This is a genomic window from Paracidovorax sp. (assembly GCF_057642795.1).
Genome location: NZ_JBXYZY010000011.1, coordinates 48,642 through 72,917, shown reverse-complemented (window position 1 = coordinate 72,917; position 24,276 = coordinate 48,642). Strand labels below are relative to the sequence as shown.

Genomic DNA, 24,276 nt, shown 5'->3' with positions numbered 1-24,276 from the left:
TTCGATGGCCGGCAGGCCCCGGGCGCCGAAGGCGAGAGACCGGGGCAGGAACAGGGCGGTGGCTGCGGCGCGGCAATGCTAGCAGCGGTGGACGGCACAATCGCCCGCCATGCGCCCTGCCGCCCCTCTTCTGCCGCTACTGATCCGCCCGGCGCCGCTCCATGGGCCCTGGCACTGGCTGCTCCACCGGGGCGCGCTCGCCTGCCTGGTCGCCCTGCTGTCCGGCTGTGCGGGCGTGCAGGTGGATTCGATCTCCACGGCCGACTACCTGCGCCAGCGCCGCAGCGACGTGCTGACCACCGGCTCGCTCAGCCCCGCCGCCAACGAGGTGCTGCGCGTGCTAGGCCTGGACGAGAAGCAATGCGGGCGCGACGCCCCCGCCTGCCGCCAGGCCTTGCGCGAATCCACCGGACTGACCGACGAGCAGCGGCTGGCCACGCTGTCGGAGGTCTGGCTGGCCGCCGCCCAGGACGGCGCGCGCGCCCCGGCGGCCGATGCGCCCGCTCTGGACGCCCAGGTGGGCCTGTGGCTGGAGGCCGCCCGCCACGCCTATGCCTACCTGTTCTTCACCGCCCGTTCGCCCGGCGAGCGCGCCTTCGAGGACCGGCAGGCCCAGGTGCGCGACTACTACAACTTCTCGGCGCAGCAGGCGCTCTCTGCGCTCTTCAAGGCCCACGCCTCGCCCGACAACCCCGACCGCGACCGCGAAGAGGCCGCGCAGGCCGCCACCATCGGCCCCTGGCAGCTGGACTTTTCCTCGCTGCGCAGCGCCGGGCTGGAGCCGGACCGTGTGCAGGAGATCATTCCCGCCGCCTCGCTGCGCTTCTCGGGCCTGCGCAACATCTACCGGCGCGACGGCTTCGGGGCCGAACTGGTGCTGGGGCTCAAGCCGCAGGCCCCGCCGCCCCATTCGGAGCCGCAGCCCTTCAGGACCATGCCCTACCCGCCGGTCACCGCGCTGCTCATCTTCGAGGGCCACACCCTGCGCGAGGTGCTGGCCACGCACCGCATCCGCGTGCTGCTGCGCGACCCGTACCGCGCCGCGTCCGAACGCATCGCCCGGCACACCGTGCCGCTGGCCGCCAACTTCAGCGCCGGCTACGGGCTCTGGCTGGCGCGCTCGGGCTTCGCCACGCAGGCGCTGGACACGCTGCTCGGCCTGAACGGCGGCATCGACCACCCGCGCATCCACCTGATGCAGCCCTACGACCCCGACCGGCGCATCGTCATCATGCTGCACGGCCTGGCCAGCAGCCCCGAGGCCTGGATCAACGTCGCCAACGAGGTGCTGGGGGACGAGGCGCTGCGCCGCAACTACCAGATCTGGCAGGTGTACTACCCCACCAACGCGCCGCTGGCCGTGAACCGCGACACCATCGCCACGGCCATCGAAGCCACGCTGCACCACTTCGACCCGGCCGGCACGGCGCGCGCGTCGCAGCGCGTCACGCTGATCGGGCACAGCATGGGCGGCGTGCTGGCGCGCCTGCTCGTGTCATCGACCGGCGACCGGCTCTGGCAGGCGCTGCAGGCCCGCTACGAAGTGCCGGACGAGACAACGCCCGACGACGCGCCGAACGAGTCCGCGGACGCCCCCGGCGCGGCCCACCCGGACGACACCCGCAAGACGCTGGACCGCTACCTGCGCTTTTCGCCGCTGCCGCAGGTGAGCGACGCCATCTTCATCGCCGCACCGCACCGGGGCACGCCCTTCGCCAACCACCGGCTGGCGCGCTGGGCCGCCAACCTCATCACCCTGCCGCTCGGCATGGTGCGGCAGCTGGGCGATGCCACGCGGGTGATGAGCCGGCTGCGGCCGCGCGCCGTGTCGCCCGAGACGGGGGCGGCCGGCCCCATCGGCATTCCCAACAGCATCGACAACCTGAGCGACCGCGACGACTACATCCGCTGGACGGCGGATCTGCCCCTCCGCCCCGGGCTGCGCTATCACTCCATCCTCGGCGACGACACGCCGGACCTGCCGTTCGCGCAGTCTTCCGACGGCATCGTGCCCTACGCCAGCGCGCACCTGCCGGGCGCCGCGTCGGAGCTGGTGCTGCCCTCGTCCCACAGCGTGCAGGAGCATCCGCGCGCGATCCTGGAGATCCGCCGCATCCTGACTGCAGAACTGCAGGAAGGCCCCGGCGCCGCGCCTCCAGCGCCTGCCGCGCCGGCCCCGCAACTCCGCTGATCCAGCGCCTTCAGCTGCCCGTGGAAGCGTGCCGGCGCAGCCCCGCCCGCCAGGCCACGAAGGCCAGCGCCAGAAAAGCGAATCCCGCCAGCGGCGACACCCGGCCGACCCAGGCCGGCGCACCCAGCGGATCGGCCCGTCCGAGGATGGCGAGCGCCGGGTAGTAGCTCACGGCGGCCAGCGGCACGGCGAAGGTCAGCAGCCGCCGGAACCAGCGTGCGTAGATCGCCAGCGGATACTGGCCGGCCTCCACGCCGCCGTAGGTGAAGACGTTGGCGATCTCCAGGCTCTCCACCGTCCAGAACGCCAGCGCGCCCTGCAACACCAGGATGCCCAGGAACAGCGCCACGCCACCGGCCAGCGCGAAGAGGGCCAGCGCGACCTGCGCGGGCGTCCAGGCGATGCCGGCCTGCGCGGTGGCGAAGGCGATCACCAGCGCTGCCTGCAGCAGCCGGCCCAGGCGACTGAAGCGCACGTCCTGCCCGATGAGCTGCAGCGCCAGCGGGCGCGGGCGCAGCAGCAACCGGTCGAACGCGCCGGTGCGCAGCAGCTCGGTGCCCAGCACGTCGAAGCCCCGGCCCAGGCCGTCGGCGATGCCGAACATGGCGTTCACCAGGCCATAGAACAGCGCGACTTCGCCCAGGCTCCAGCCCTGCACGGCGCCGAAGCGGTCGAACAGCGCCCACACGGCGATCACCTCGATGCCGGTGACGAGGAACTGCCCCACGGTCAGCAGCAGGGCCGAGCCCGGATAGCGCATCTGCCCCGAGAGCGACGCGCCGGCAAAGCGTAGAAAGAGCGCGAAGGAGCCCATGGTCAGCCTCCCTGGATGTCGAGCCGCGCCAGCGTGCGCGCCAGCGTCCAGCGGCCCAGCACCACCAGCGCGCTCACCCAGAAGGCCTGCAGCGCCAGGCCGGCCGCCGCCTCCCAGCCCGCCAGCCGGCCGAAATACAGGCGCACCGGAATGTCCATCAGCCCGGCCAGCGGTTGTGCCAGCAGCACGGTCTGCCAGCCGTCGGGCATGAGCGCGAGCGGCAGCAGGTTGCCCGAGAGCACCACCACGACCGGCACGGAGAAGGCGTTGATGCCGCGCGCATCCAGTGCCGCCGTGGCGGCCACGTTGAGCAGCATCACCAGCGCGGCAGACAACAGCAGCGCCAGCCCCAGCGAGACGGCGAAGAGCGCCGCCGCCAGCGGCCCGGCGGGCGGCTGCCAGCCCCAGCCGCCATGGCCGGCCAGCGGCAGCAGCAGCGCCGCGAAGCACAGCATCAAGCCCAGGCGCGGCAGCATGCGGGCAGCGATCCAGCCGGCGGTGCGCGCGAACCAGAAGCCATAGGCATCCACCGGCCGCAGCCGGTCGTACGCGACCGAGCCGGTGCGCACGGCCTGCGCCACCTCCGGGTCGCCCGCCCAGGGCAGCAGCGCCAGCAGGCCCTGCGCGATCCAGGTGTAGGTGATGGCCTGGGCCAGCGGCATGGCGGCTGCGCCGCCTGCGCTGCCCGAAGCGCCCGCATAGAACGCGGCCAGCACCATGACCTTGATGCCGCCCCACCAGCATTGCGTGGCGAAGCCCGCCAGCGCCGCCGCACGGTACTGCAGCATCTGCAGGAAGCGCGAGCTGAACGCCGCCGCGTAGGGCCGCCAGCGGGCGGGCCGGGCCAGGCCGCCGGCACTCATTCGTGGGCCCCGTGCAGGGCGTAGAAGCGGGTGATGACCTCTTCGATCGGCATGGCCTCCAGACGGATGTCCTCCACCTCGTACGCCGCCGCCACCTGGGCGATGAGCGCGGGCGCGGGGATCACGGCGGGGTCGAAGGCCAGCACCAGGCGCTGGGCGTCGCGCTCCTGCACCGTCACGCCGGGCAGGTCCAGGCACTGCGGCACAGGGCCGGCGAAGTCCACCACCAGGCGGCGCTCGGCCAGCACCTGGGCGCGCAGCGCGTCGAGCGGCGCATCGGCCAGCACACGGCCGTGGCCGATGACGATGACGCGGCCGGCCAGCGCCTCGATGTCGTGCATGTCGTGCGTGGTCAGCAGCACGGTGGTGCCGCGCTCGCGGTTGGCGCGCAGCACGAAGTCGCGCACCGCGAGCTTGGAGGGCGCGTCCAGCCCGATGGTGGGCTCGTCCAGGAAGAGGATGGAGGGCTCGTGCAGCAGCGCCGCCGCGATCTCCGCGCGCATGCGCTGGCCCAGCGACAGCTGGCGCACGGGCTGGGCCAGCACGCCTTCGAGCCGCAGCAGCGCCACCAGTTCGTCGCGCGTGGCCTTGAAGCGCACGGGATCGACGCGGTAGATGTCGCGCAGCAGCGCGAAGCCGTCTTCCACGGGCAGGTCCCACCAGAGCTGGCTGCGCTGGCCGAAGACCACGCCGATGCCGGCCACGTGCCGCTCGCGGTCGGCGAACGGGTCGCGCCCATCGACGCGCACGCTGCCGCCGTCGGGCCGCAGGATGCCTGCGAGGATCTTGATGGTGGTGGACTTGCCCGCGCCGTTGGGGCCGACGAAGCCCAGCAGCTCGCCGCGCTCCAGCGCGAAGGACACGCCCGAGAGGGCCTCCACCGTGCGGTGGCGGCGCTGCACCAGGCCGCGCACGGCCCCCCAGAGGCCGGGCGCGCGCTCGGCCACGCGGTAGGTCTTGACGAGGTCTTGGACGACGATGTGTGGCTGCGGCATGGGGGCGCGATGCTATCCGAAGCCGCCGCTGCCGTGCCGGATTCCCGGCCAGGCTTTCAGGCGAAGTGGTCGAACGAGGCCCAGCCCTGCGCCGGCAGCTCGCCCCCCCGGCCATCCAGCAGCCGCAGGCCACTGCCGGCCTCGATACGGCCGATGCGCGTGACCGGCGTGCCGCACTGCCGGCCCGCAGCCTCCACGGCGCTGCGCTGCGCGGGCGGCACGGTGAAGGCCAGCTCGTAGTCGTCGCCGCCGGCCAGCACGCACTGGCGCAGCAAATCTCCATCGAATCCTGCTTCTGCGCTTGATCCGCCTCGGCCAGCAGCTATCAATTGCATAGCAATCGGCCCATCGATGCTGGCGCCCACGCCCGAGGCGGCAAGGATGTGGCCCAGGTCGCCCAGCAGGCCGTCGCTCAGGTCGATGGCGCTGGTCGCCACGCCGCGCAGCGCCATCCCCAGCGCTACGCGCGGCGTGGGCCGCTCCAGCCGCTCGCGGGTGGCGGCGAGCACGTCGGGCGCGAGGGCGATGCGGCCCTGCAGCGCCTCCAGCGCCAGCCGCGCATCGCCCAGCGTGCCGCTCACCCAGAGGTCGTCGCCCGCCTGCGCGCCGCTGCGCAGCAGGGCCTGGCCGGCCGGCACTTCGCCGAACACGGTAATGCAGATGTTGAGCGGCCCGCCCGTGGTGTCGCCGCCCACCAGCTCGCAGCCGTGCGCGTCGGCCAGCGCCAGCAGGCCGGCGGCGAAGGGCTGCAGCCAGCCGGCATCGGCCCGCGGCAGCGCGAGCGCCAGCGTGAAGGCCAGCGGCTTAGCGCCGCAGGCGGCCAGGTCGCTCAGGTTCACGGCCAGCGCCTTGTGGCCCAGGGCCGCGGGGTCCACGTCGGCGAAGAAGTGGCGGCCCTCCACCAGCATGTCGCTGGAAACGGCCAGTTGCATGCCGGGCGCGGGCGCCAGCAGCGCGCAGTCGTCGCCCACGCCCAGCGCAGCGCGGCGCACGGGCCGCTGGAAGAAGCGGCGGATCAGATCGAATTCACCCATGGGCCGAGGATAAGGGGTGGGGCGCACGCTCCCCCCGAACGTCGCGCGACAAGCGCCGCAAGCCGGCAAAGAGCGAAGCCAGGCACATCGCCCCTCGCCCCCGCAGCGGTACGCAGCACCCGAACTCTCGCGCGGAGCGCAGAGCGGGATGGCGGCCGCCACCCCCGCGTCCGACCGGCACGCCCGCAGCGCAGGGGCGCCGGCCCGGCGAATCAGCCCGGCCCGCCGCGGAAACGCTGCGCCGCCTGGCGACTGACCTCAGCCAGCAACTGCTCTTCGCGCTGGCGCTCGCGCAGCCAGCGCGCATCGTTCTGGCCGGCGGCCGCCTCGCTGCGCAGCATGTGCAGCGCGCCCGAGGCGCCGTGCGCGCCGGCATGGCGGGCGATGTGGTCGATGGTGTGCAGGATGTGATCGCGCAGCGGCATGTGATCGCCGGTGGCCGGATCGACATAGACCGCCTCCATGCCGAAGCGGCAGGCCTGGAAGCGGTTGTAGGTATAGACGAGATAGTCGTCCTCGCTGGGCGTGAACGGCTGCTCAGCCAGGAACCAGGCACCCAGCGACTGCACGAAGGCCGAGAGCGCGGCGGCACGCTCGATGGTGAGCGGCGTGTCGAACACGCGGATCTCGATGGTGCCGAACTCGGGCTTGGGCCGGATGTCCCAGTAGAAGTCCTTCATGCTCTTGACCACGCCGGTGCGCGTCATCTTGCCGAAGTACTCCTCGAAGTCCTTCCAGGTCAGCACCATGGGCGCGCGGCCCGAGAGCGGGAACGCAAACACGGAGTTGAGCCGGGCGGAGTCAAAGGCCGTGTCCTGCCCCTGCACGTAGGGGCTGGAGGCCGACAGCGCGATGAAGTGCGGGATGTAGCGCGACATGCGGTGCAGCATCAGCAGCGCCTCGTCGGGGCCCGGGCAGCCGATGTGCACGTGCTGGCCGAAGATGGTGAACTGCTTGGAGAGGTAGCCGTAGAGCTGCGACAGCTCCTGGAAGCGCGGCTTGTCGTAGATGCGGCGCTCGTGCCACTGCTGGAACGGGTGCGTGCCGCCACCGACCACGGCGATGTTGAGCTTGTCGGCGCTCTTGACCAGCGCGTCTCGGATCTGCGTGAGCTGGCCCAGCACCTCGCTGCCCGAATGGCAGATGCCCGTCGAGATCTCGATCATGCTGTTGGTCATCTCGGGCACCACGCTGCCGGGCAGCGGCTGCTTGGCCATGAGGCGCAGCATGTCCTCGGCATAGGGCGCGAGGTCGTAGTCGTGGGTATTGACGAGCTGCAGCTCCAGCTCGACCCCCAGCGTCAGGGGCTCGGAATGGTGAAAGGCTTCAAGATTCACGGGCGTTGTCTCCGGTGGTGGGGGAAGCACCGCTGCCGGTGCGCGTGAGCGCGGCCCACGGCTTGGAGCTTTCGCCCGCGCGGTAGATGGCCACCGTGGCGATCACCGCTCCCAGCACCTCCATCAGCAGGATGGCCGGCAGCGCGACCCGGGCGATGAGCTGGCCGGTCGAGGCCGACGCCATCGCGAACTGCGATGCGATCAGCAAAGCGATGGCGGACATCGGCGTCATCGCGCAGCTGACCCAGAGCGCCTGGCGCCAGCTGGCGCCGCTGCCCACGTTGCCCACCGCCACGCCCAGCGCCTTGGCCACCAGGCGCACGGCGATCAGGGCCAGCACCAGGCCGGCCACCGGCCCACTCCAGTCGGCCTGAGCGGCCACCGTGGAGACGAGCACGAACATCAGCATGGTCAACAGCGACGACGCCGTGCCCAGCTGGCGCGGCCAGGCCCAGGGGCGGGGATTGAGCTGCTTGAGCAGCATGCCCGCCAGCAGCGCCGCGAGCGGGGCCGAGCCGCCCATGAACGAGGCCACCGTGGTCGCCGCAGCGATCAGCGCAAGCAGCAGGATGGAGGTGTTCTCGCTGGTCGGGCTCATGAAGCGCAGGGCCATGCGCAGCGCCAGCGCCAGCACGCCCCCCACGATGACGGAGACGCCCAGCACCACCATCACCGGATAGATGGTGTCGGCGAAGCGCGCGGCCGGGCGGTTGATGAGTTCGGCCTGGGCGCTGCCCAGGGTCAGCGCATAGAGCGTGGACAGGGTGGCCAGCACGATGGCCCGGTCGGTCACGGGGCCGGCAGCGCGCGTGTCGTTGACCACGCGGGTCAGCACGGCGGGCGATGCGGCCATGGCCACCAGCGCCAGCGGGCCGGCCGCGCGCGCGGGCACGTCCAGCCAGATCAGCGCCCAGTACACGGCGAAATAGGCGAAGGCGGATTCGGCCAGGCTCTGCACCAGCACCATGGGGTTATGGCGGAACCAGCGCAGCGGAATGCGCGCCCCCGCCTCGAAAAGCACCAGCGAGATGCCGAGCTCCAGCAGGAAGAGGCCGATGCCCTGCAGCGGCCACACCACGCCGCTGAACCCCAGCAGACCGACCACCGTGCCCACCAGCGTATAGCCCACCACCTTCGGCAGGCCGGTTTGCCGCTGCACCACGTAGCCCGCAACGGCGGCCACGGCCAGCAGCAGCGACCATTGCACCGTGGGCAGTCCGGCCGAGGGTCGCAACCACTGCGCCCAGAAGCTCATCAGCTCGTTCATTTGTTGGTCAATCCTCTTGGTTGTCGCCCGACGCCAGCCCGCGCGCCACCGGGGCGCCCGTTGTCCCCGCCGGCTCGGAAAAGGCACACGGGCCGGGCGTCCATGCGGGGCCCGGCAAAGGCCCGAATCTACCCGCCCCGCATGCCGCGCCCCTGTAGGACACCAACGGCGATGGCAGGGCCAGCGCGCCGTTCAGGCCGCGGAAGGTCCTGGGCCAGGCATGGCGGCCTGCGCCGGATCCGCGCGGCGGCCACGCACCGGCATGAAGAAGCTCAGAGGCGCACTGCGCAGCCGCGCACGTACGGCCCGATAGAGGCGCGAGCGCTCGCCCACCGTGGTGTTCTCTGCCCGCAGCGCCACGCGGAAGGCGAGATAGAAGCTCACCGATACGTTCAACGCGCCGATCAGCGGCAGCGAAGCCACCGCCCACCAGAAGGCCGGCAGGTGCAGCACGCCCAGGCCGAGCGACGTGGCGGCCGCGCCGATCTGCCCCGAAGAGAGCGTGACGTGCCGCACATCGAGCCCCAGACCGAAGAACGCCGCGAACGCGGGCACCAGCCCGAGCATGAAGCCCAGCGAAATGTTGGCGGCAAAGCCGGAGACGTTCTCGCGCATGAAATGGGCCCAGCGCCCCGCACGCGCCTTGCCCAGGACCCGGGTGATGCGCGGGTTGTAGCGCATGGCCGAATCCAGCCGCTGCAGCACGAACCAGTTCTCGGCCCAGCCCGCGATGATGCTGGAGGCGAACAGCAGCACGCCCGTGAAGGCGGCAAAGAAGAGCGAAGGCCCCAACAGATGCTGCGCGTGCAGCACGTGCTGGGCCTGCTTGGCAGTGATGGCCGGCGCTCCGCTGAAATGGGCGATCAGCCAGGTGATGCCGACCACGGCCGGGAACACCACCAGCACGTTGCCGAGCACGGCCGCCACCTGCGAGCGCACCAGGTGCGAAACCTCATCCACGAAGGACTCCACGGCTGCGTCGTCCTGCAGGTCCTTGAGCTTGGCGGCCATGGCGGGGGCCGTCATGGCGGGCTGCTTAGTCGCCACGGTGAAATGCAGCAGCTGGATGAGCACGAAGCTCAACGCGTAGTTGGCGCCCGCCCAGAAGCCGGACCAGAACGCCGACAGCGCCAGTGCGGCGATGCCGAACTTCATCAGCGTGGTGAAGGCCATCACGAAGCCGCCCCCCGCGGCCTTGGCCACCATGGCGCTGTATTCGGCGCCGGTGCGGGTGATGTAGTGCTCGCCGGTCTCGGCGCTGCGCTCGGCCACCTTGGCGGCCAGCAGCGAAGAATTGGTGGCCAGCAGCGCGCGCACGCTGCGGCGTTCGATACCCACATTCACCAGCCGCGCCATGAGCTGCGCCGCCGCGACGGCAGGCGTGGGCGAGAGCAGGCAGTCCAGCAACGCCCGCACGCGCAGGATCCGCTCGCGCAGCTGCCGCAGGCGGAACACCAGGCCCACAGAGATGCCGTTGTCCTCGAAGTGCGAATACACGGTGAAGGCGGCGGCTCGGCAGGCATCGAGCCGCTCGCGCAGCCGCAGCACGGCCTCGTCCAGCCGGTCGCTGGTGCGCAGCTGGTGCAGCACCTCCACACGCAGGCTCTCCACGTCGCGGATCAGCGCATGGAAGGGCTGCGCGTCGCGGGCCGAATCGGTCATGCGCAGGCGCAGCTCCGGGGCGAAGCCGGTGGAGAGGATCTGCCCCGCGCAATAGGTGATGGCATCGAGCAGCGAGCGCTGCCAGCGCGTCGCCCCAGGCCCTTCGGCGGGCGCCAGCACCGCCAGCAGGCGTTCCAGCAGGGGCTCGTCCAGCGCGGCCAGCCAGCGCGCGTCGAATTCGCTGCGCAGGGCGAGCATGAACAGCTCGGAGGCATCGATCGTCTCCGGACTGCCCGGCAGCAGCTTGTAGCGCATGCGCTCGGCGATCTCGCTGAAGAGCGCCGTGCGCGGCGCGAAGCCGAAGTCGGCCAGCAGCGTGGTGATGTCCACGGTCTGGATGAGCGCCAGCCACCAGGCCTGCAGCCGGGCCTGCAGCGCCGCGTCCTTCTCGACGGCCTCCACCATCAGCGCCACGCGCCCCAGGGCGCCTTCGACGGAACGGCTGTCGCCGCGCACCCAGTCCAGCAGCGAAATCAGCAGCAGATGGCGCTGCGCCAGCGGAGCGGCGGGGTCCAGTTCGGCCAGCAGCTGGCCCAGATCGACGGGGGACCGCCTCAATGCAGCACCCGGTCGCTCAGCGGCTGGCCGGCATCGTCTCCACCCACGGCTTCGAGCACGAACAGCGCGATGGGGCATTCGAAGGTCTCGCCGTCGGCCGAAACGCACAGGTAGCTGCCGTGCATGCTGCCGCTGGCCGTGCGCAGGCGGCAGCCGCTGGTGTACTGGAAGGCCTCGCCCGGCTTGAGCAAGGGCTGCTGGCCCACCACGCCAAGGCCCTTGACCTCTTCGGTGTGGCCGCGCGCGTCGCTGATGATCCAGTGGCGCGCGATGAGCTGGGCCGGCACCTCGCCCGTATTGGTGACGGTGATGGTGTAGGCGAAGCTGTAGACGCCCTCCGCCGGGGCGGATTGCTCGGGCAGGTATTCGGGCCGCACTTCGGCCTGGAACTGGTACTTGGGCATGGCGGCAATGGTAAAGGGTAAGTACGGAGCCACCTCAACGGTCCGGGGCACGAAATCCCGACGCAGGCTTTTGCGCCAACTGCGACAATCCGGCGCCATGAGCCGTCCCACCTACCGCATCGCCCCCTCGATCCTGTCCGCCGACTTCGCCCGCCTGGGCGACGAGGTCAGCAACGTCATCGCCGCCGGCGCCGACTGGATCCACTTCGACGTGATGGACAACCATTACGTGCCCAACCTCACCTTCGGGCCCATGATCTGCCAGGCGCTCAAGCCCCACGCCAAGACGGCGGACGGCACAGCCGTGCCCATCGACGTCCACCTCATGATCCAGCCCGTGGACGCGCTGGCTGCCGCCTTCGCCGACGCGGGCGCCGACTACATCAGCTTCCACCCGGACGCCTCGGGCCACGTGCACCGCAGCATCCAGGCCATCCGCTCCAAGGGCGTGAAGGCCGGGCTGGTCTTCAACCCTGCCCAGCCGCTGGACGTGCTGGACTGGGTGATCGACGACATCGACCTGATCCTCATCATGAGCGTGAACCCGGGCTTCGGCGGCCAGAGCTTCATCGACTCCGCTTTGCGCAAGATCGAGGCGGTGCGCCGCCGCATCGACGCCTGCGGCAAGGACATCCGCCTCGAAGTCGATGGCGGCATCAAGGAAGGCAACATCCGCCAGGTGGCGGATGCCGGGGCCGACACCTTCGTGGCGGGCAGCGCCATCTTCGGCAAGCCGGATTACCGGGCCGTCATCGACGCGATGCGCACCGCGCTCGCCTGACGATCCGATCTCCTGATCTGACACCGCTCCCGAAACGGCAAAAGCCCGGCCGCCTGTTCGGCGCCGGGCTTTTGCTCATTTCAGCGTGCTCAAGACTTGGGTTCGGGCATGGGCTGGGGATGCATGGGCTTCTTGGGGCCGGGCTTGCCATCGGGGCCATGCTTCGGACCGTGCTGGGGCATCATCGGCATCGGCTTGTTCATCGCCGGGGGCATCGGTTCGGCCATGGGGCGGGCAGCGGAGCCACCCACCGGCACCGGGGTTTCAGCCTCCAGCAGCACGCCACCGCCGCTCACCGTTCCCGAAGCCGGCCCGTTCTTCACACGGGCGATACAGGCATCGCGATCCACAGGCTCGCGGAACACCGTGCAGCGCTGTTCTGCGTTGCGCTCGTAGTCAGCGGCCGCTCCCGGCGTGAGCTGGCCCGCGCGTGCAGCCTGGCGTGCGGCACCCGCCTCGCGGATGCAGGCTGCGCGGCTGTCCGGCGCGGAGATCTGCGCGCAGGCTGCCCGCTCTTCCTGAAAGGACGTGCCGGTCGCGCCGCTGGGCGGGGCCGCGTTGACGGCCCCGGCCGCCACGAACAGGGCGATGGCAGGGATTGCGCGGATGATGGGTTTGAAGTGCATGTTCGATCCTCTGGTGTCAACAGCAAAAAGCCTCCACCAGCGTAAGGGCGGGAACGGCTCCTGCGTTGTCAGACAGGCCGACCACCGGGAGTCGGCCAACGGCGGGTTGCCGCCTCGCCGACACCCCGCAAGCCCGGATGCGCCAGCAACAGAGCCGCCGGTGCGTGCTCCCTCGGCACCCCAGAGGGGATGCTTTAGCAATGGACCGCCTGCATCGCCGCTAGACTTCACCTTCACCCTTTGCAGACCCGCCTTCCATGCTTTCCACCCCTACTTCGGCGAACCAGCCCCTCTACGACGCCGCCATCGTCGATCTGGATGGCACCATGATCGACACGCTAGGCGACTTCACCGAAGCGCTCAACCGCATGCTGCGCGAACTGGCGCTGCCGGCCATCGGCGCGCACGACATCGAGCGCATGGTGGGCAAGGGCTCGGAACACCTGCTGAATTCGGTGCTGCAGCATGTGCTGGGGCCATCCGACGCGGCGCGCGCCGAGTCGCTCTACCCCGCCGCCTGGGACGCCTACCAGCGGCACTATCTGGCGCTCAACGGCCAGTACGCCCGCACCTACCCCGGCGTCGAAGCCGGCCTGCGCGCGCTGCGCGGCGCCGGGCTGAAGCTGGCCTGCCTCACCAACAAGCCCACCGCTTTCGCCGTGCCGCTGCTGCAGGCCAAGGGGCTCGACGGGTTCTTTGACCACGTCTTTGGTGGGGACGCCTTTGCGCGCAAGAAGCCCGACCCCCTGCCCCTGGTCAAGACCTGCGAGGCGCTGGGTACCGTGCCCGCACGCACGCTGATGATCGGAGACTCCAGCAACGACGCGCAGGCCGCACGCGCCGCCGGCTGCCCCGTGGTGCTGGTCACCTACGGCTACAACCATGGCCAGCCCGCGCGCTCCGTCGACGCCGACGGCTACGTGGATGCGCTGACCGAACTGGCGCCCGGCTGAGACGGCAACGCGCCGTCAGCCGGCCGGTTTGCCCAGCAGCGCGTCCTTCAGGCGCGAGTCGGCGGGATGGGGCCCGAGCCAGACGCCCAGCAGCGCATCGAAGAACTCCGGCTCCTTGAACGGCTCGCCCTGCGGCTGGCCCTTGACGATGATGAGCATGCCGGTGCCGGGCAGCCAGTCGATGGTGAAGTTGTCGCCCGCCAGCAGTTTCTTGTGGGCTGCGAAGATCTGCCCCATGCGGACCATGCCCGGCACCAGGCGCGAGAAGGCGGTCCGGTCCATGTTGCTTTCCACGCCGCGGTAGAAGAGCCTGCCGAGCTCCTCCGAATCGATGTCGCGCAGCATGGTGATGGTGAGCCGCTTGGGGCCCTGCATGGCGGCGATCTCGGCCGCCGTGGAGGCCGGCTGGGGCAGGTAGAGCCCTGCCGCATAGACCTTGAACACCGCCTTGTGGCGGATGCCCGCGCCATTGAGCCTGAGCGACTGCCCCTGCACCGCAACGGAGGGCTCCAGGCGCACGCCGGCCAGATCAACGGCCGCAGCAGGCTGCGCTGCCGCCCAGCCGCCCGCCAGCCCGGCCAGCAGGAACACCACGCATCGAAGCCAGGACGAGAAAGACATCGGATACCTCCGAAAAGAACGGTCGCTTTTTTGATTGTGACCGCCTTGCATGATCCACGCACAACAGCCGTTCGCGCTACCGGGCTTTGCTACACTTTGCCCGATGTTCATTCACCGCGTTTTCATTACAGGTTGCAGCGACCGGGGAGCCTGGCCCTGGCGCAAGCCATCCTCGTCCAACAACGCTTGAAAGCACCTGGGCCACTTCCCAGCGTGCGCCCGCGGTCCCCGCCGATCCCTCGCGCATCGGCAGGCGGCCAGACCTTAGGAATGAACTGCGGCGCTGTGCGTTCACACACGCCGACCTGCCCACCCCCTGCAGGCGCCGCATGAGCTGGGAGCTCCCCCGTGATCACTGAACTCGAATTCAAAAGCCTGGCCGGCGAAGGCTACAACCGCATCCCGCTGATGGCGGAGGCCTTCGCGGACCTGGAAACCCCCCTATCCCTCTACCTCAAGCTGGCCCATGGCGGCGGCAGCGGCAAGCACAGCTTCCTGCTCGAATCGGTGGTGGGTGGCGAGCGCTTCGGGCGCTACAGCTTCATCGGCCTGCCGGCGCGCACCCTGCTGCGCGCCAGCGGCTTCGGCGACGCCGCCCGCACCGAGGTGGTGACCGACGGCCAGGTGGTGGAGACCGCCGCGGGCAATCCGCTGGACTTCATCGCCGCCTACCAGCAGCGCTTCAAGGTCGCACTGCGGCCCGGCCTGCCGCGCTTTTGCGGGGGCCTCGCGGGCTACTTCGGCTACGACGCGGTGCGCTACATCGAGAAGAAGCTCGAGAACTCCTGCCCGCCCGACACCCTCGGCTGCCCCGACATCCTGCTGCTGCAGTGCGAGGAGCTGGCCGTCATCGACAACCTCTCGGGCAAGCTGTACCTCATCGTCTATGCCGACCCGGGCCAGCCCGAGGCCTATGCCCGCGCCAAGAAGCGCCTGCGCGAGCTGAAGGACCAGCTCAAGTATTCGGTCAGCGCCCCCGTGGTGCGCCCGACCGAGAGCCACCCCGCGCAGCGCAGCTTCGCCAAGGCCGACTACCTGGCCGCCGTGGAGCGTGCCAAGGAGCTCATCGCTGCGGGCGACTTCATGCAGGTGCAGGTGGGCCAGCGCATCCACAAGCGCTACACCGAAAGCCCCTTGAGCCTCTACCGCGCGCTGCGCTCGCTGAACCCGTCGCCGTACATGTACTACTACGACTTCGGCGACTTCCAGGTGGTGGGCGCCAGCCCCGAGATCCTGGTGCGGCAGGAAAGCACTCCGGAGGGCCAGAAGGTCACCATCCGCCCGCTGGCCGGCACCCGCCCGCGCGGCGCCACGCCCGAGAAGGACAAGGCCACCGAGGTCGAGCTCATCAACGACCCAAAGGAGCGCGCCGAGCACGTGATGCTGATCGACCTGGCGCGCAACGACATCGGCCGCATCGCCCGGACCGGCACCGTGAAGGTGACCGAGGCCTTCGCCGTGGAGCGCTACAGCCACGTGATGCACATCGTGAGCAACGTGGAAGGCATCCTGCATGAAGGCATGACCAACATGGACGTGCTCAAGGCCACCTTCCCCGCCGGCACGCTGACCGGCGCGCCCAAGGTGCATGCGATGGAACTCATCGACCAGCTCGAACCCAGCAAGCGCGGCCTCTACGGCGGCGCCTGCGGCTACCTGAGCTACGCGGGCGACATGGACGTGGCCATCGCCATCCGCACCGGCATCGTCAAGAACGGCACGCTCTACGTGCAGGCCGCCGCCGGCGTGGTGGCCGACTCGGTGCCCGAGATGGAATGGAAGGAAACCGAGCACAAGGCCCGGGCCCTGTTGCGCGCGGCCGAACTGGTCGAGGAGGGCCTGGAATGAACGCGCCGGCAACCATGACCCGCGCCATCGACCGCACCCGCCCCTGCGCCAGCATGGCCGAGGTGCGCGCCCAGGTGGATACGCTGGACGACCTCCTCGTGCCGCTGCTGGTCGAGCGCGGCGGCTATATGACGCAGGCCGCGATCAACAAGCCGCAGCGGCCGCAGGTGCGTGACGAGGCCCGCATCGAGGCCATCGTGGCCCGCGTGCGCGCCCGCGCCACCGCCGAGGGCGGCGAGCCCGACGTGATCGAGGCCATCTACCGCGCCATGATGGAGGCGTACATCGCCTACGAACACCGCGAATTCGAACGCCTGGCCGCCGCCGGCCAGAAGGCACCGCAGCAGAACCAGGAGCACACGGCATGACCACGAACCCCGCGAAGAACGCCACGGCCCGCCCCCGGCTGCTGATGGTGGACAACTACGACAGCTTCACCTTCAACATCGTCCAGTACTTCGGCGAACTGGGCGCCGAGGTGGAAGTCTTCCGCAACGACGAGATCACGCTCGAAGGCATCGCCGAGCGCCGGCCCGACCGGCTGGTGATCTCACCGGGCCCCTGCTCGCCGGCCGAGGCCGGCATCTCGGTGGCGGCCATCCAGCACTTCGCCGGCAAGCTGCCCATCCTGGGCGTGTGCCTGGGCCACCAGAGCATCGGCGCGGCCTTCGGCGGCCAGATCATCCGCGCGCAGGAGCTGATGCACGGCAAGACCAGCGTCATCACCACCACGCGGCAGGGCGTGTTCGCCGGCCTGCCGGAGCAGTTCACCGTCAACCGCTACCACTCGCTGGCCATCGAGCGCGCCACCTGCCCCGACGTGCTGGCCGTGACGGCCTGGACCGACGACGGCGAGATCATGGGCGTGCGCCACAAGGAGCTGGACATCGAAGGCGTGCAGTTCCACCCGGAAAGCATCCTCACCGAGCACGGCCATGCCATGCTGAAGAACTTCCTGGAGCCGCGCGCGTGACGCTGCTCGGCATCGACGGCCACCAGCTGCTGCTGTTCGTGGCCGCGGGCTGGCTGCTCAACCTCACGCCCGGGCCGGACGTGTTCTACATCGTCACGCACGCGCTGCGCTCCGGCGCCCGCGCGGGCATCGTGGCCGGGCTCGGCATCACGGCCGGCTGCTTCGTGCACGTGGCGGCGGCGGCGCTGGGCGTGAGCGCGCTGCTGGCCACCTCGGCCGCGGCCTTCACGGTGCTCAAGTGGGCCGGCGCGGCCTATCTCGTCTATGTGGGCGTGCGCATGCTGCGCGCACGGCCGGGCCAGGGGCTGGCCGCCGTGGCGCGCAGCGCGGGCACGGCGGCGCAGGCCGCCACCACCACGCCGCTGGGCGAGGTGTTCAAGGGCGGCTTCTGGACCAACGTGCTCAACCCCAAGGTCGCCGTCTTCTTCCTGGCCTTCGTGCCGCAGTTCATCGCGCCGGGCACCGAGCACAAGGCGCTGGCCTTCGCGCTGCTGGGCACGCTGTTCAACCTCAACGCGATTCCGGTGAGCGTCGGCTGGGCGCTGGCCGCCGCCTGGATGGCGCGGCGCATCGGCGCCGTGCAGCGCGGCATGCACTGGCTGGACCGCGTGGCCGGCGCCCTGTTCGTCGCATTCGGCATCCAGCTGGCGCTCGCCGAGCCGCCGGCCCCCTGATCGGAGACCTCTTCCATGTCCATCACCCCCCAGGAAGCGCTGCAGCGCACCATCGAGCACCGCGAGATCTTCCACGACGAGATGCTGCACCTGATGCGCCTGATCATGCGCGGCGAGCTCTCGCCCGTGATGACGGCGGCCATCGTGACCGGCCTGCGCGTGAAGAAGGAAACCATCGGCGAGATCACCGCCGCCGCGCAGGTGATGCGCGAGTTCTCCCACAAGGTGCACGTGCAGGACACGCGGCACCTGGTGGACATCGTGGGCACGGGCGGCGACGGTGCGAATACCTTCAACATCTCCACCTGCGCGATGTTCGTGGCCACGGCCGCGGGCGCCAAGACGGCCAAGCACGGCGGGCGCGGCGTCTCCAGCAAGAGCGGCAGCGCCGACGTGATGGAGTCGCTGGGCGTGCGCATCGACCTGCCGCCCGAGGCCATCGCCCGCAGCATCGCCGAGGTGGGCATCGGCTTCATGTTCGCGCCCAACCACCACCCGGCGATGAAGAACGTGGCGCCGGTGCGCCGCGAGCTGGGCGTGCGCACGATCTTCAACATCCTCGGCCCGCTCACCAACCCGGCCGGCGCGCCCCACATCCTGATGGGCGTGTTCCACCCCGATCTGGTCGGCATCCAGGTGCGCGCGCTGCAGCGCCTGGGCGCCGAGCACGCGCTGGTGGTCTATGGCCGCGACGGCATGGACGAGATCAGCCTGGGCGCGGCCACCATGGTGGGCGAGCTGAAGAACGGCGAGATCCGCGAATACGAGATCCACCCCGAGGACTTCGGCCTCGCCATGGCCAGCAACCGCACGCTCAAGATCGAGACGCCCGAGCAGTCGCGCGAGATGCTGATGGGCGTGCTGCGCGGCCAGCCCGGCCCGGCGCAGGACATCGTCTGCCTGAACGCGGGCGCCGCGCTCTACGCTGCGGGCATCGCCAGCTCCATCGCCGACGGCCTGGGCAAGGCGCGCGCGGCCATCGCCAGCGGCGCGGCCCTGGCCAAGCTGGAGCAGCTGGTGGCCTGCACGCACAAGCTGGCGGATGCAACAGCCGCCGCACAACCGTAACCGGAGGGAACCCGGGCGGCCCCGCCCGGCTCCCTGTTCTGCAGGCCGGCGCGCACCGCATCCCTCCCGCCGCCGGCCGCCCTCCTTCCCCCATTTCTGCCATCCGAAGGTCACCACACCATGTCCGACATCCTGAACAAGATCGTTGCCGTCAAGCGCGAGGAAGTCGCTGCCGCGCAGAAGAAGATGCCGCTCGCCGCCATGCGCGCCGACGCCGAGAGCCGCGTGCTCACGCGCGACTTCGTCGGCGCCCTGCGCGCCAAGATCGCCCAGGGCCAGGCCGCCGTGATCGCCGAGATCAAGAAGGCCAGCCCCAGCAAGGGCGTGATCCGCGCGGACTTCGTTCCCGCCGACATCGCCCAAAGCTACGCCGATGGCGACGGCAAGGTGAGCGCGGCGTGCCTGTCGGTGCTGACCGACCGGCAGTTCTTCCAGGGCCAGCCCGACTACCTGAAGCAGGCGCGCGCCAGCTGCCAGCTGCCCGTGCTGCGCAAGGACTTCATGGTGGACCCCTACCAGATCTACGAATCGCGGGCCATGGGCGCCGACGCCATCCTGCTGATCGCCGCCTGCCTGGACGACGCGCAGATGGCCGATCTCGAAGCCATCGCCCTCGGCCTGGACATGGCCGTGCTGGTGGAGGTGCACGACCACGCCGAGCTGGACCGGGCCCTGAAGCTCAAGACCCCGCTGGTGGGCATCAACAACCGCAACCTGCGGACCTTCGAGGTGTCGATCGCCACCACGGTCGAGCTCAAGCAGCACGTGCCGGCCGACCGCCTGCTGGTGGGCGAATCGGGCATCCTGAAACCCGACGACGTGAAGACCCTGCGCGATGCGGGTGTGAACGCCTTCCTGGTGGGCGAAGCCTTCATGCGCGCGGACGATCCGGGCCTGGCACTGGCCCAGCTGTTCGCCTGAACCCGCCAACCCACCACCCTCCGATCGCTATCAATTCGATAGCTTACTGCGCTTGATCCACCTGGGCCAGAAGCCGATCAGACCATGAACCCCACGCACGGCACGCCCTCCGCCCCCGCCACCCAGCTGCAAAGCGCCGACCCGGCCGACTGGCCGGTGGCGCCCGGCTGGCAGCCGCTGGTGGACGACTTCTTCGCCAGCGGCCGGGGGCAGGCGCTGCTCGCCTTCCTGCAATCGCGGCTCGATGCCGGCGCCGTCATCTTCCCGCCCCGGCCGCTACGCGCGCTGGAGCTGACGCCGCCCGAGGCCGTGCGCGTGGTGATCCTGGGGCAGGACCCCTATCACGGCCGCGGCCAGGCCGAGGGGCTGGCCTTCTCGGTGGCGCCGGGCGTGCAGCTGCCGCCCTCGCTGCGCAACATCTTCAAGGAGATGCAGCGCGACCTGGGAACGCCCTTCCCCGCCTGGCCCGAGCCCGGCGGCAGCCTGGTGAAGTGGGCGAAGAACGGCGTGCTGCTGCTCAACACCGGTCTCACCGTGGAAGAAGGCCAGGCCGCCAGCCACGCCGGCAAAGGCTGGGAGCTGCTGACCGACGCGGTGATCCGCCATGTGGCCGAGAGCGGGCAGCCGGTGGTGTTCATGCTCTGGGGCGCGCACGCGCAGTCCAAGCGCGCACTTATCCCGCAGGACCGGGGCCATCTGGTGCTGCAGTCCAACCATCCGTCGCCGCTCTCGGCGCTGCGCCCGCCCGTGCCCTTCATCGGCAACGGGCACTTCGGGCAGGCGCGGGCCTTTCGGCTGCAGCACGAAGCACAAGGCTGACGGCAAGGCCGATCAGGGCTGATGGAGGCTGGATCCGCTGCCGCTACTCCGGCGCCGGCAGCCGCTGCGTGAGCAACTCCAGGAACGCCTGCGCGGCCACCGGCAGGCTGCGGCCGGCCAGCGTCTGCACCTCGATGTCGCGCAGGTCCATGCCCGCATCGGCCAGCGGGCGCGCCAACACCAGGCCCTCAGCCACCATGTGGCGGGCGCTGATCTCGCTGGACACCGAGACCCCGCCGCCGTGCGCGACGAAGTTCAGCAGGGTCTTGGCGTGGTTGGACTCCAGCACCGGCGCCAGCCGCAGGCCCTGGCGGCTGCAGGCGATGTCCACCATCTGCCGCACCGCCGTCTCGGGCGGCGGCAGGCCCAGCGGGTATTGCGCCATGCGCGCCAGCGTCACGCGCGGGGCCCGGGCCAGCGGATGGCCGGGCGGCAGCAGCGCCAGCACCGGCGCGCGCTGACGGTGCGCCACCTGGATGTCCTTCTGCGGCGCCCGGCTGAAGCACAGGCCGATGTCGGCCGCGCCCGAGCGCACCGCCTCGGACACCTGCGGCGTGGGCAGCGACTGCACGCCGAAGACGATGCCGGCATGCGTGCGCTGGAACTCCACGCACAGGCGCGGCACCAGCTCGTTGGCGAAGGCGTCGGAGGTCGCCAGCCGCACCTGGCCGGCGCGCAGGCCCTGCAGCGCGCCGATCTCGTCCAGCGCGCGCTCGGCGTCCAGCCCCGTGCGGCGGGCATGGGCGGCCAGGATCTCGCCGGCCGCCGTCAGCACCATGCCGCGCGGATGGCGCTCGAAGAGCGGCGAGCCGAGCTGCGCCTCCAGCCCCGCGATCTGGCGGCTCAGGGCCGAGGCCGCCACATGCAGCCGGGCCGAGGCTTCGGTGAGCGAGCCGCACTGTGCCACTTCGAGGAAGTAGCGCAGTGCAGTGTCCTGGAGCAGATGGCGACGCATGGGGTGGCGGGCAGCGAGGGATGGGGTGAGGAAAAAAGCAGCGGAGACAGCCGGCGGCAGCCTTGCCGGACCAGCCGCCCGAGTATCAACCGCTTTGCCGCTTCGGCAAACCGGATTGCCCAATCGGTGGTGGTCGCGCCAGCGCGGCTTTCCTAAGATGGCACGCACTGCACCGTGCCGCCGCATCGCCCCACCGACGGCCCCAGGCTGCGCACCGGCTTCACTCAGCAAAGGCCTTTTCCATGCGACTTTCCTCTCTTTTCGCAATCCTGCTGGCGGCCACCACCTGGGGCGCCCAGGCGCAGCAGCCCGCGGCCTGGCCGCAGCAGCCGGTGCGCGTGATCGTGCCCTTCCCCGCCAGCGGCGCGACCGACCTGGTGGCGCGCGTGGTCACGCAGCGCGTGGCGCAGGATCTGGGCCAGCAGTTCGTGGTGGACAACAAGCCCGGCGCGGGCGGCACCATCGGCACGGCCGAGGCGGCCAAGGCCAGACCCGACGGCAACACCCTGCTGCTGACCACCAGCAGCACGCACGCCATCTCGCCGCACCTGATGCCACGCCTGGCCTATGACCCGCAGCGCGACTTCGTGCCCGTGGCGCATGTGGCCGACGCGCCCAGCGTGCTGCTGGTCACGCCCTCGCTGCCGGTGAAGACGGTGGCCGAACTCATCGCCTACGCCCGTGCGCACCCGGGCCAGCTCAACTACGCCACCAGCGGCAACGGCACGATCGTCCACCTGAACACCGCCGCCTTCGCCGCGCAGGCCGGCATCGAGATGACGCACGTGCCCTACAAGGGCACGGCACTGGCCATTCCCGACCTGGCCGCCGGCCAGGTGCAGGTGCTGTTCGATTCGCTGCCCACCGGCATGCCGCACGTCAAGAGCGGCCGCCTGCGCGCCCTGGCCGTGACCAGCGCCCAGCGCAGTTCGCTGGCGCCGGAGCTGCCCACGCTGGCCGAAGCGGGCCTGCCCGGCTTCTCGTCGGTGACCTGGTTCGGCGTCTATCTGCCGGCAGGGGCCTCGCCCGCCCTGGTCAAGCGCGTGCACGACGCCTTCGCCCGCGCCATCCAGGCGCCCGAGGTGGCCCAGAGCCTGGCCCGGTTGGGCGTGGAGCCCGCACGCCCGAGCACACCCGCGCAGTTCGACGCGCTGGTGCAGGCCGACAGCGCTCGCTGGGCGAGCGTGATCCGGCAACACAAGATCACCCTGGAATGACCAAGAATCACACGCAAGGAGACTCTTCCATGACCGCATCGACCGCCGCTTCGGCCGCCCCCCTGGACTGGGCCCTGCCCTACGCCTCCCACCGCAGCGCGGTGATGGGCCGCAACGTCGTCTCCACCTCGCAGCCGCTGGCCGCACAGGCGGGCCTGTCCATGCTGCAGGCCGGTGGCAACGCCGTGGATGCCGCCATCGCCGCCGCCATGGCGCTCACGGTCGTCGAGCCCACCGGCTGCGGCCTGGGCAGCGACGGCTTCGCCATCGTCTGGGACGGCCAGGAGCTGCACGGCCTGAACGCCTCGGGCCGCTCGCCCGCCGCGTGGACGCCGGAATACTTCGAGCAGTTGGGCGGCACCATCCCCGAAACGGGCTGGAACGCGGTGACGGTGCCGGGCGCCGTCTCGGCCTGGGTGGCGCTTTCCCAGCGGCTGGGCAAGCTGCCCTTCGCGCAGCTGGCGCAGCCGGCCATCGGCTATGCGCGCCACGGCTTTCCGGTCTCGCCCACCATCGCCCGGCTATGGGCGCTGGGCGCGGCCAAGCTGGGCGGCCAGCCCGGCTTCGCCGAGTGCTTCATGCCCGGTGGCAGGGCGCCACGCGCAGGCGAGATCTTCCGCAGCGAGGCCCATGCCCGCACGCTGGAGCTGATCGCCGCCACCGAAGGCGCCGCCTTCTACAGCGGCGAGCTGGCCGAGCGCATGGCCGAGCATGCGCGCGCGAACGGCGGCGCGATGACGGCGGAAGACCTCGCGGCCCACCAGGCCGAATGGGTGGGCACCATCAGCCAGCGCTTCGGCGATTCGGTGATCCACGAGATTCCGCCCAACGGCCAGGGCATCGCCGCGCTGATGGCGCTGGGCATGCTGGACGCGCACGGCGTGGGCCGCCACCCGGTGGACAGCGTGGAAACCCTCCACGCCAGCATCGAGGCCATGAAGCTCGCGCTGGCCGACCTCTACCAGCACAACGCCGACGCGGCCCACATGCAGGTCGCCCCGGCCGATCTGCTGCAGGCGGACTACCTGGCCGAACGCGCCGCGCTGATCGACATGGCCCGCGCGGGCGATCCGGCCTACGGCGCGCCGCGCCCGGGCGGCACGGTGTACCTGGCGGCGGCGGATGCGTCCGGCATGATGGTCTCGTTCATCCAGTCCAACTACATGGGCTTCGGCTCGGGCGTGGTGGTGCCGGGCACCGGCATCAGCCTGCAGAACCGGGGCCACGGCTTCACGCTGCAGGCCGGCCATGCCAACCGCGTGGCGCCGCGCAAGCGGCCCTCGCACACCATCATCCCGGCCTTTGCCATGCATGCGGACGGCACGCCGCAGCTGGCTTTCGGCGTGATGGGCGGCCCGATGCAGAGCCAGGGCCACACGCAGATGGCGCTGCGCGTGCTGCGCTACGGCCAGAACCCGCAGGCTGCAGCCGATGCGCCGCGCTGGCGCGTGACGGGCGGCCGGGGCGTGGCAGTGGAGCCGCATTTCGACCGCGCCACGGTCGAGGCGCTGCGCGCCCTGGGGCATGAGGTGACGGTGGAGGACGGCAACGGCGTCTTCGCCTTCGGCGGCGCCCAGCTGGTGCTGCGCGAGGGCGGCCACTACATCGCGGGCTCGGACCCGCGCAAGGATGGGCAGGCCGTGGCGTTCTGAGCGATAGCTACCAAAACCATAGCGGAGAGCGCTTGTGTATCAA

General features: G+C 70.8%; 23 protein-coding genes. 12 read left to right on the top strand and 11 right to left on the bottom strand.

All coding sequences use genetic code 11. From position 1 onward, the window contains the following. Nucleotides 1-109: 109 nt before the first annotated feature. Nucleotides 110-2,191, top strand: coding sequence for an esterase/lipase family protein (locus AC3A84_RS05795; protein WP_487968697.1), 2,082 nt, complete (start codon nt 110-112; stop codon nt 2,189-2,191). Nucleotides 2,192-2,201: 10 nt separating this feature from the next. On the opposite strand, the gene AC3A84_RS05790 is transcribed toward AC3A84_RS05795, so the two are convergent. The 8 genes from AC3A84_RS05790 to apaG all read right to left on the bottom strand — a co-directional run bounded on the left by AC3A84_RS05790 (nt 2,202) and on the right by apaG (nt 11,125). Further along, complete coding sequence (locus AC3A84_RS05790; RefSeq protein WP_487968696.1) at nt 2,202-3,005, bottom strand: ABC transporter permease; 804 nt, start codon at nt 3,003-3,005, stop codon at nt 2,202-2,204. Between the two features lie 2 nt (nt 3,006-3,007). Continuing rightward, nucleotides 3,008-3,868: an ABC transporter permease gene (locus AC3A84_RS05785; protein ID WP_487968695.1), complete on the bottom strand. Its 861-nt coding sequence runs from the start codon at nt 3,866-3,868 to the stop codon at nt 3,008-3,010. Continuing rightward, nucleotides 3,865-4,863, bottom strand: a complete 999-nt coding sequence (locus AC3A84_RS05780) for an ABC transporter ATP-binding protein (RefSeq protein WP_487968694.1) — start codon at nt 4,861-4,863, stop codon at nt 3,865-3,867. Before AC3A84_RS05780 ends, AC3A84_RS05785 begins: the two co-directional genes overlap by 4 nt. A 56-nt stretch (nt 4,864-4,919) precedes the next feature. Beyond that, nucleotides 4,920-5,897, bottom strand: a complete 978-nt coding sequence (gene thiL, locus AC3A84_RS05775) for a thiamine-phosphate kinase (protein ID WP_487968693.1) — start codon at nt 5,895-5,897, stop codon at nt 4,920-4,922. Nucleotides 5,898-6,109: 212 nt separating this feature from the next. Then, entirely contained in the window at nt 6,110-7,234 is a 1,125-nt protein-coding gene (locus AC3A84_RS05770; protein WP_487968692.1) for a YbdK family carboxylate-amine ligase, read from the bottom strand. After that, the gene (locus AC3A84_RS05765; RefSeq protein WP_487968691.1) at nt 7,224-8,501 is read right to left on the bottom strand and encodes a cation:proton antiporter; all 1,278 of its coding nucleotides are present in this window, start codon (nt 8,499-8,501) and stop codon (nt 7,224-7,226) included. The genes AC3A84_RS05770 and AC3A84_RS05765 overlap by 11 nt, the downstream gene beginning before the upstream one ends. 192 nt (nt 8,502-8,693) lie before the next feature. After that, entirely contained in the window at nt 8,694-10,721 is a 2,028-nt protein-coding gene (locus tag AC3A84_RS05760; protein ID WP_487968690.1) for a site-specific recombinase, read from the bottom strand. Continuing rightward, the gene (apaG, locus tag AC3A84_RS05755; RefSeq protein ID WP_487968689.1) at nt 10,718-11,125 is read right to left on the bottom strand and encodes a Co2+/Mg2+ efflux protein ApaG; all 408 of its coding nucleotides are present in this window, start codon (nt 11,123-11,125) and stop codon (nt 10,718-10,720) included. Before apaG ends, AC3A84_RS05760 begins: the two co-directional genes overlap by 4 nt. Nucleotides 11,126-11,222: 97 nt before the next feature. Between apaG and rpe the strand changes: the two genes are divergently transcribed. Beyond that, nucleotides 11,223-11,906, top strand: coding sequence for a ribulose-phosphate 3-epimerase (gene rpe / locus AC3A84_RS05750; protein ID WP_487968688.1), 684 nt, complete (start codon nt 11,223-11,225; stop codon nt 11,904-11,906). 89 nt (nt 11,907-11,995) lie between these two features. On the opposite strand, the gene AC3A84_RS05745 is transcribed toward rpe, so the two are convergent. Next, a complete protein-coding gene (locus tag AC3A84_RS05745; protein ID WP_487968687.1) occupies nt 11,996-12,532 on the bottom strand; it encodes a hypothetical protein in 537 nt (178 codons plus the stop codon). Between the two features lie 257 nt (nt 12,533-12,789). Here AC3A84_RS05745 and gph point away from each other — a divergent pair, with 257 nt between their 5' ends. Beyond that, nucleotides 12,790-13,485 (top strand): phosphoglycolate phosphatase, encoded by a 696-nt coding sequence (gene gph / locus AC3A84_RS05740; protein ID WP_487968686.1) that lies wholly within the window; start codon nt 12,790-12,792, stop codon nt 13,483-13,485. A gap of 15 nt (nt 13,486-13,500) precedes the next feature. Here the strand turns inward: gph and AC3A84_RS05735 are convergent, their stop codons facing one another. After that, a complete protein-coding gene (locus AC3A84_RS05735) occupies nt 13,501-14,106 on the bottom strand; it encodes a chalcone isomerase family protein (RefSeq protein WP_487968685.1) in 606 nt (201 codons plus the stop codon). A 348-nt stretch (nt 14,107-14,454) separates the two neighbouring features. Between AC3A84_RS05735 and trpE the strand changes: the two genes are divergently transcribed. The 7 genes from trpE to AC3A84_RS05700 all read left to right on the top strand — a co-directional run bounded on the left by trpE (nt 14,455) and on the right by AC3A84_RS05700 (nt 20,409). Further along, the gene (gene trpE, locus AC3A84_RS05730; protein ID WP_487968684.1) at nt 14,455-15,954 is read left to right on the top strand and encodes an anthranilate synthase component I; all 1,500 of its coding nucleotides are present in this window, start codon (nt 14,455-14,457) and stop codon (nt 15,952-15,954) included. A gap of 14 nt (nt 15,955-15,968) precedes the next feature. Further along, nucleotides 15,969-16,322, top strand: coding sequence for a chorismate mutase (locus tag AC3A84_RS05725; protein ID WP_487968726.1), 354 nt, complete (start codon nt 15,969-15,971; stop codon nt 16,320-16,322). Further along, nucleotides 16,319-16,927 carry an anthranilate synthase component II gene (locus AC3A84_RS05720; protein WP_487968683.1) on the top strand — a complete coding sequence of 203 codons (609 nt, stop codon included), beginning with the start codon at nt 16,319-16,321 and terminating at the stop codon, nt 16,925-16,927. The genes AC3A84_RS05725 and AC3A84_RS05720 overlap by 4 nt, the downstream gene beginning before the upstream one ends. Beyond that, complete coding sequence (locus AC3A84_RS05715; protein ID WP_487968682.1) at nt 16,924-17,601, top strand: LysE family translocator; 678 nt, start codon at nt 16,924-16,926, stop codon at nt 17,599-17,601. Before AC3A84_RS05720 ends, AC3A84_RS05715 begins: the two co-directional genes overlap by 4 nt. 15 nt (nt 17,602-17,616) lie before the next feature. Beyond that, complete coding sequence (gene trpD, locus AC3A84_RS05710; protein WP_487968681.1) at nt 17,617-18,669, top strand: anthranilate phosphoribosyltransferase; 1,053 nt, start codon at nt 17,617-17,619, stop codon at nt 18,667-18,669. Nucleotides 18,670-18,789: 120 nt separating this feature from the next. Next, complete coding sequence (trpC, locus tag AC3A84_RS05705) at nt 18,790-19,590, top strand: indole-3-glycerol phosphate synthase TrpC (RefSeq protein ID WP_487968680.1); 801 nt, start codon at nt 18,790-18,792, stop codon at nt 19,588-19,590. An 84-nt stretch (nt 19,591-19,674) separates the two neighbouring features. Next, complete coding sequence (locus AC3A84_RS05700; protein ID WP_487968679.1) at nt 19,675-20,409, top strand: uracil-DNA glycosylase; 735 nt, start codon at nt 19,675-19,677, stop codon at nt 20,407-20,409. A 43-nt stretch (nt 20,410-20,452) separates the two neighbouring features. On the opposite strand, the gene AC3A84_RS05695 is transcribed toward AC3A84_RS05700, so the two are convergent. Continuing rightward, nucleotides 20,453-21,364 (bottom strand): LysR family transcriptional regulator, encoded by a 912-nt coding sequence (locus AC3A84_RS05695; protein WP_487968678.1) that lies wholly within the window; start codon nt 21,362-21,364, stop codon nt 20,453-20,455. A 242-nt stretch (nt 21,365-21,606) separates the two neighbouring features. Between AC3A84_RS05695 and AC3A84_RS05690 the strand changes: the two genes are divergently transcribed. Further along, the gene (locus AC3A84_RS05690; RefSeq protein WP_487968677.1) at nt 21,607-22,581 is read left to right on the top strand and encodes a Bug family tripartite tricarboxylate transporter substrate binding protein; all 975 of its coding nucleotides are present in this window, start codon (nt 21,607-21,609) and stop codon (nt 22,579-22,581) included. A 29-nt stretch (nt 22,582-22,610) separates the two neighbouring features. Then, nucleotides 22,611-24,233, top strand: coding sequence for a gamma-glutamyltransferase family protein (locus tag AC3A84_RS05685; RefSeq protein ID WP_487968676.1), 1,623 nt, complete (start codon nt 22,611-22,613; stop codon nt 24,231-24,233). Nucleotides 24,234-24,276: the final 43 nt, after the last annotated feature.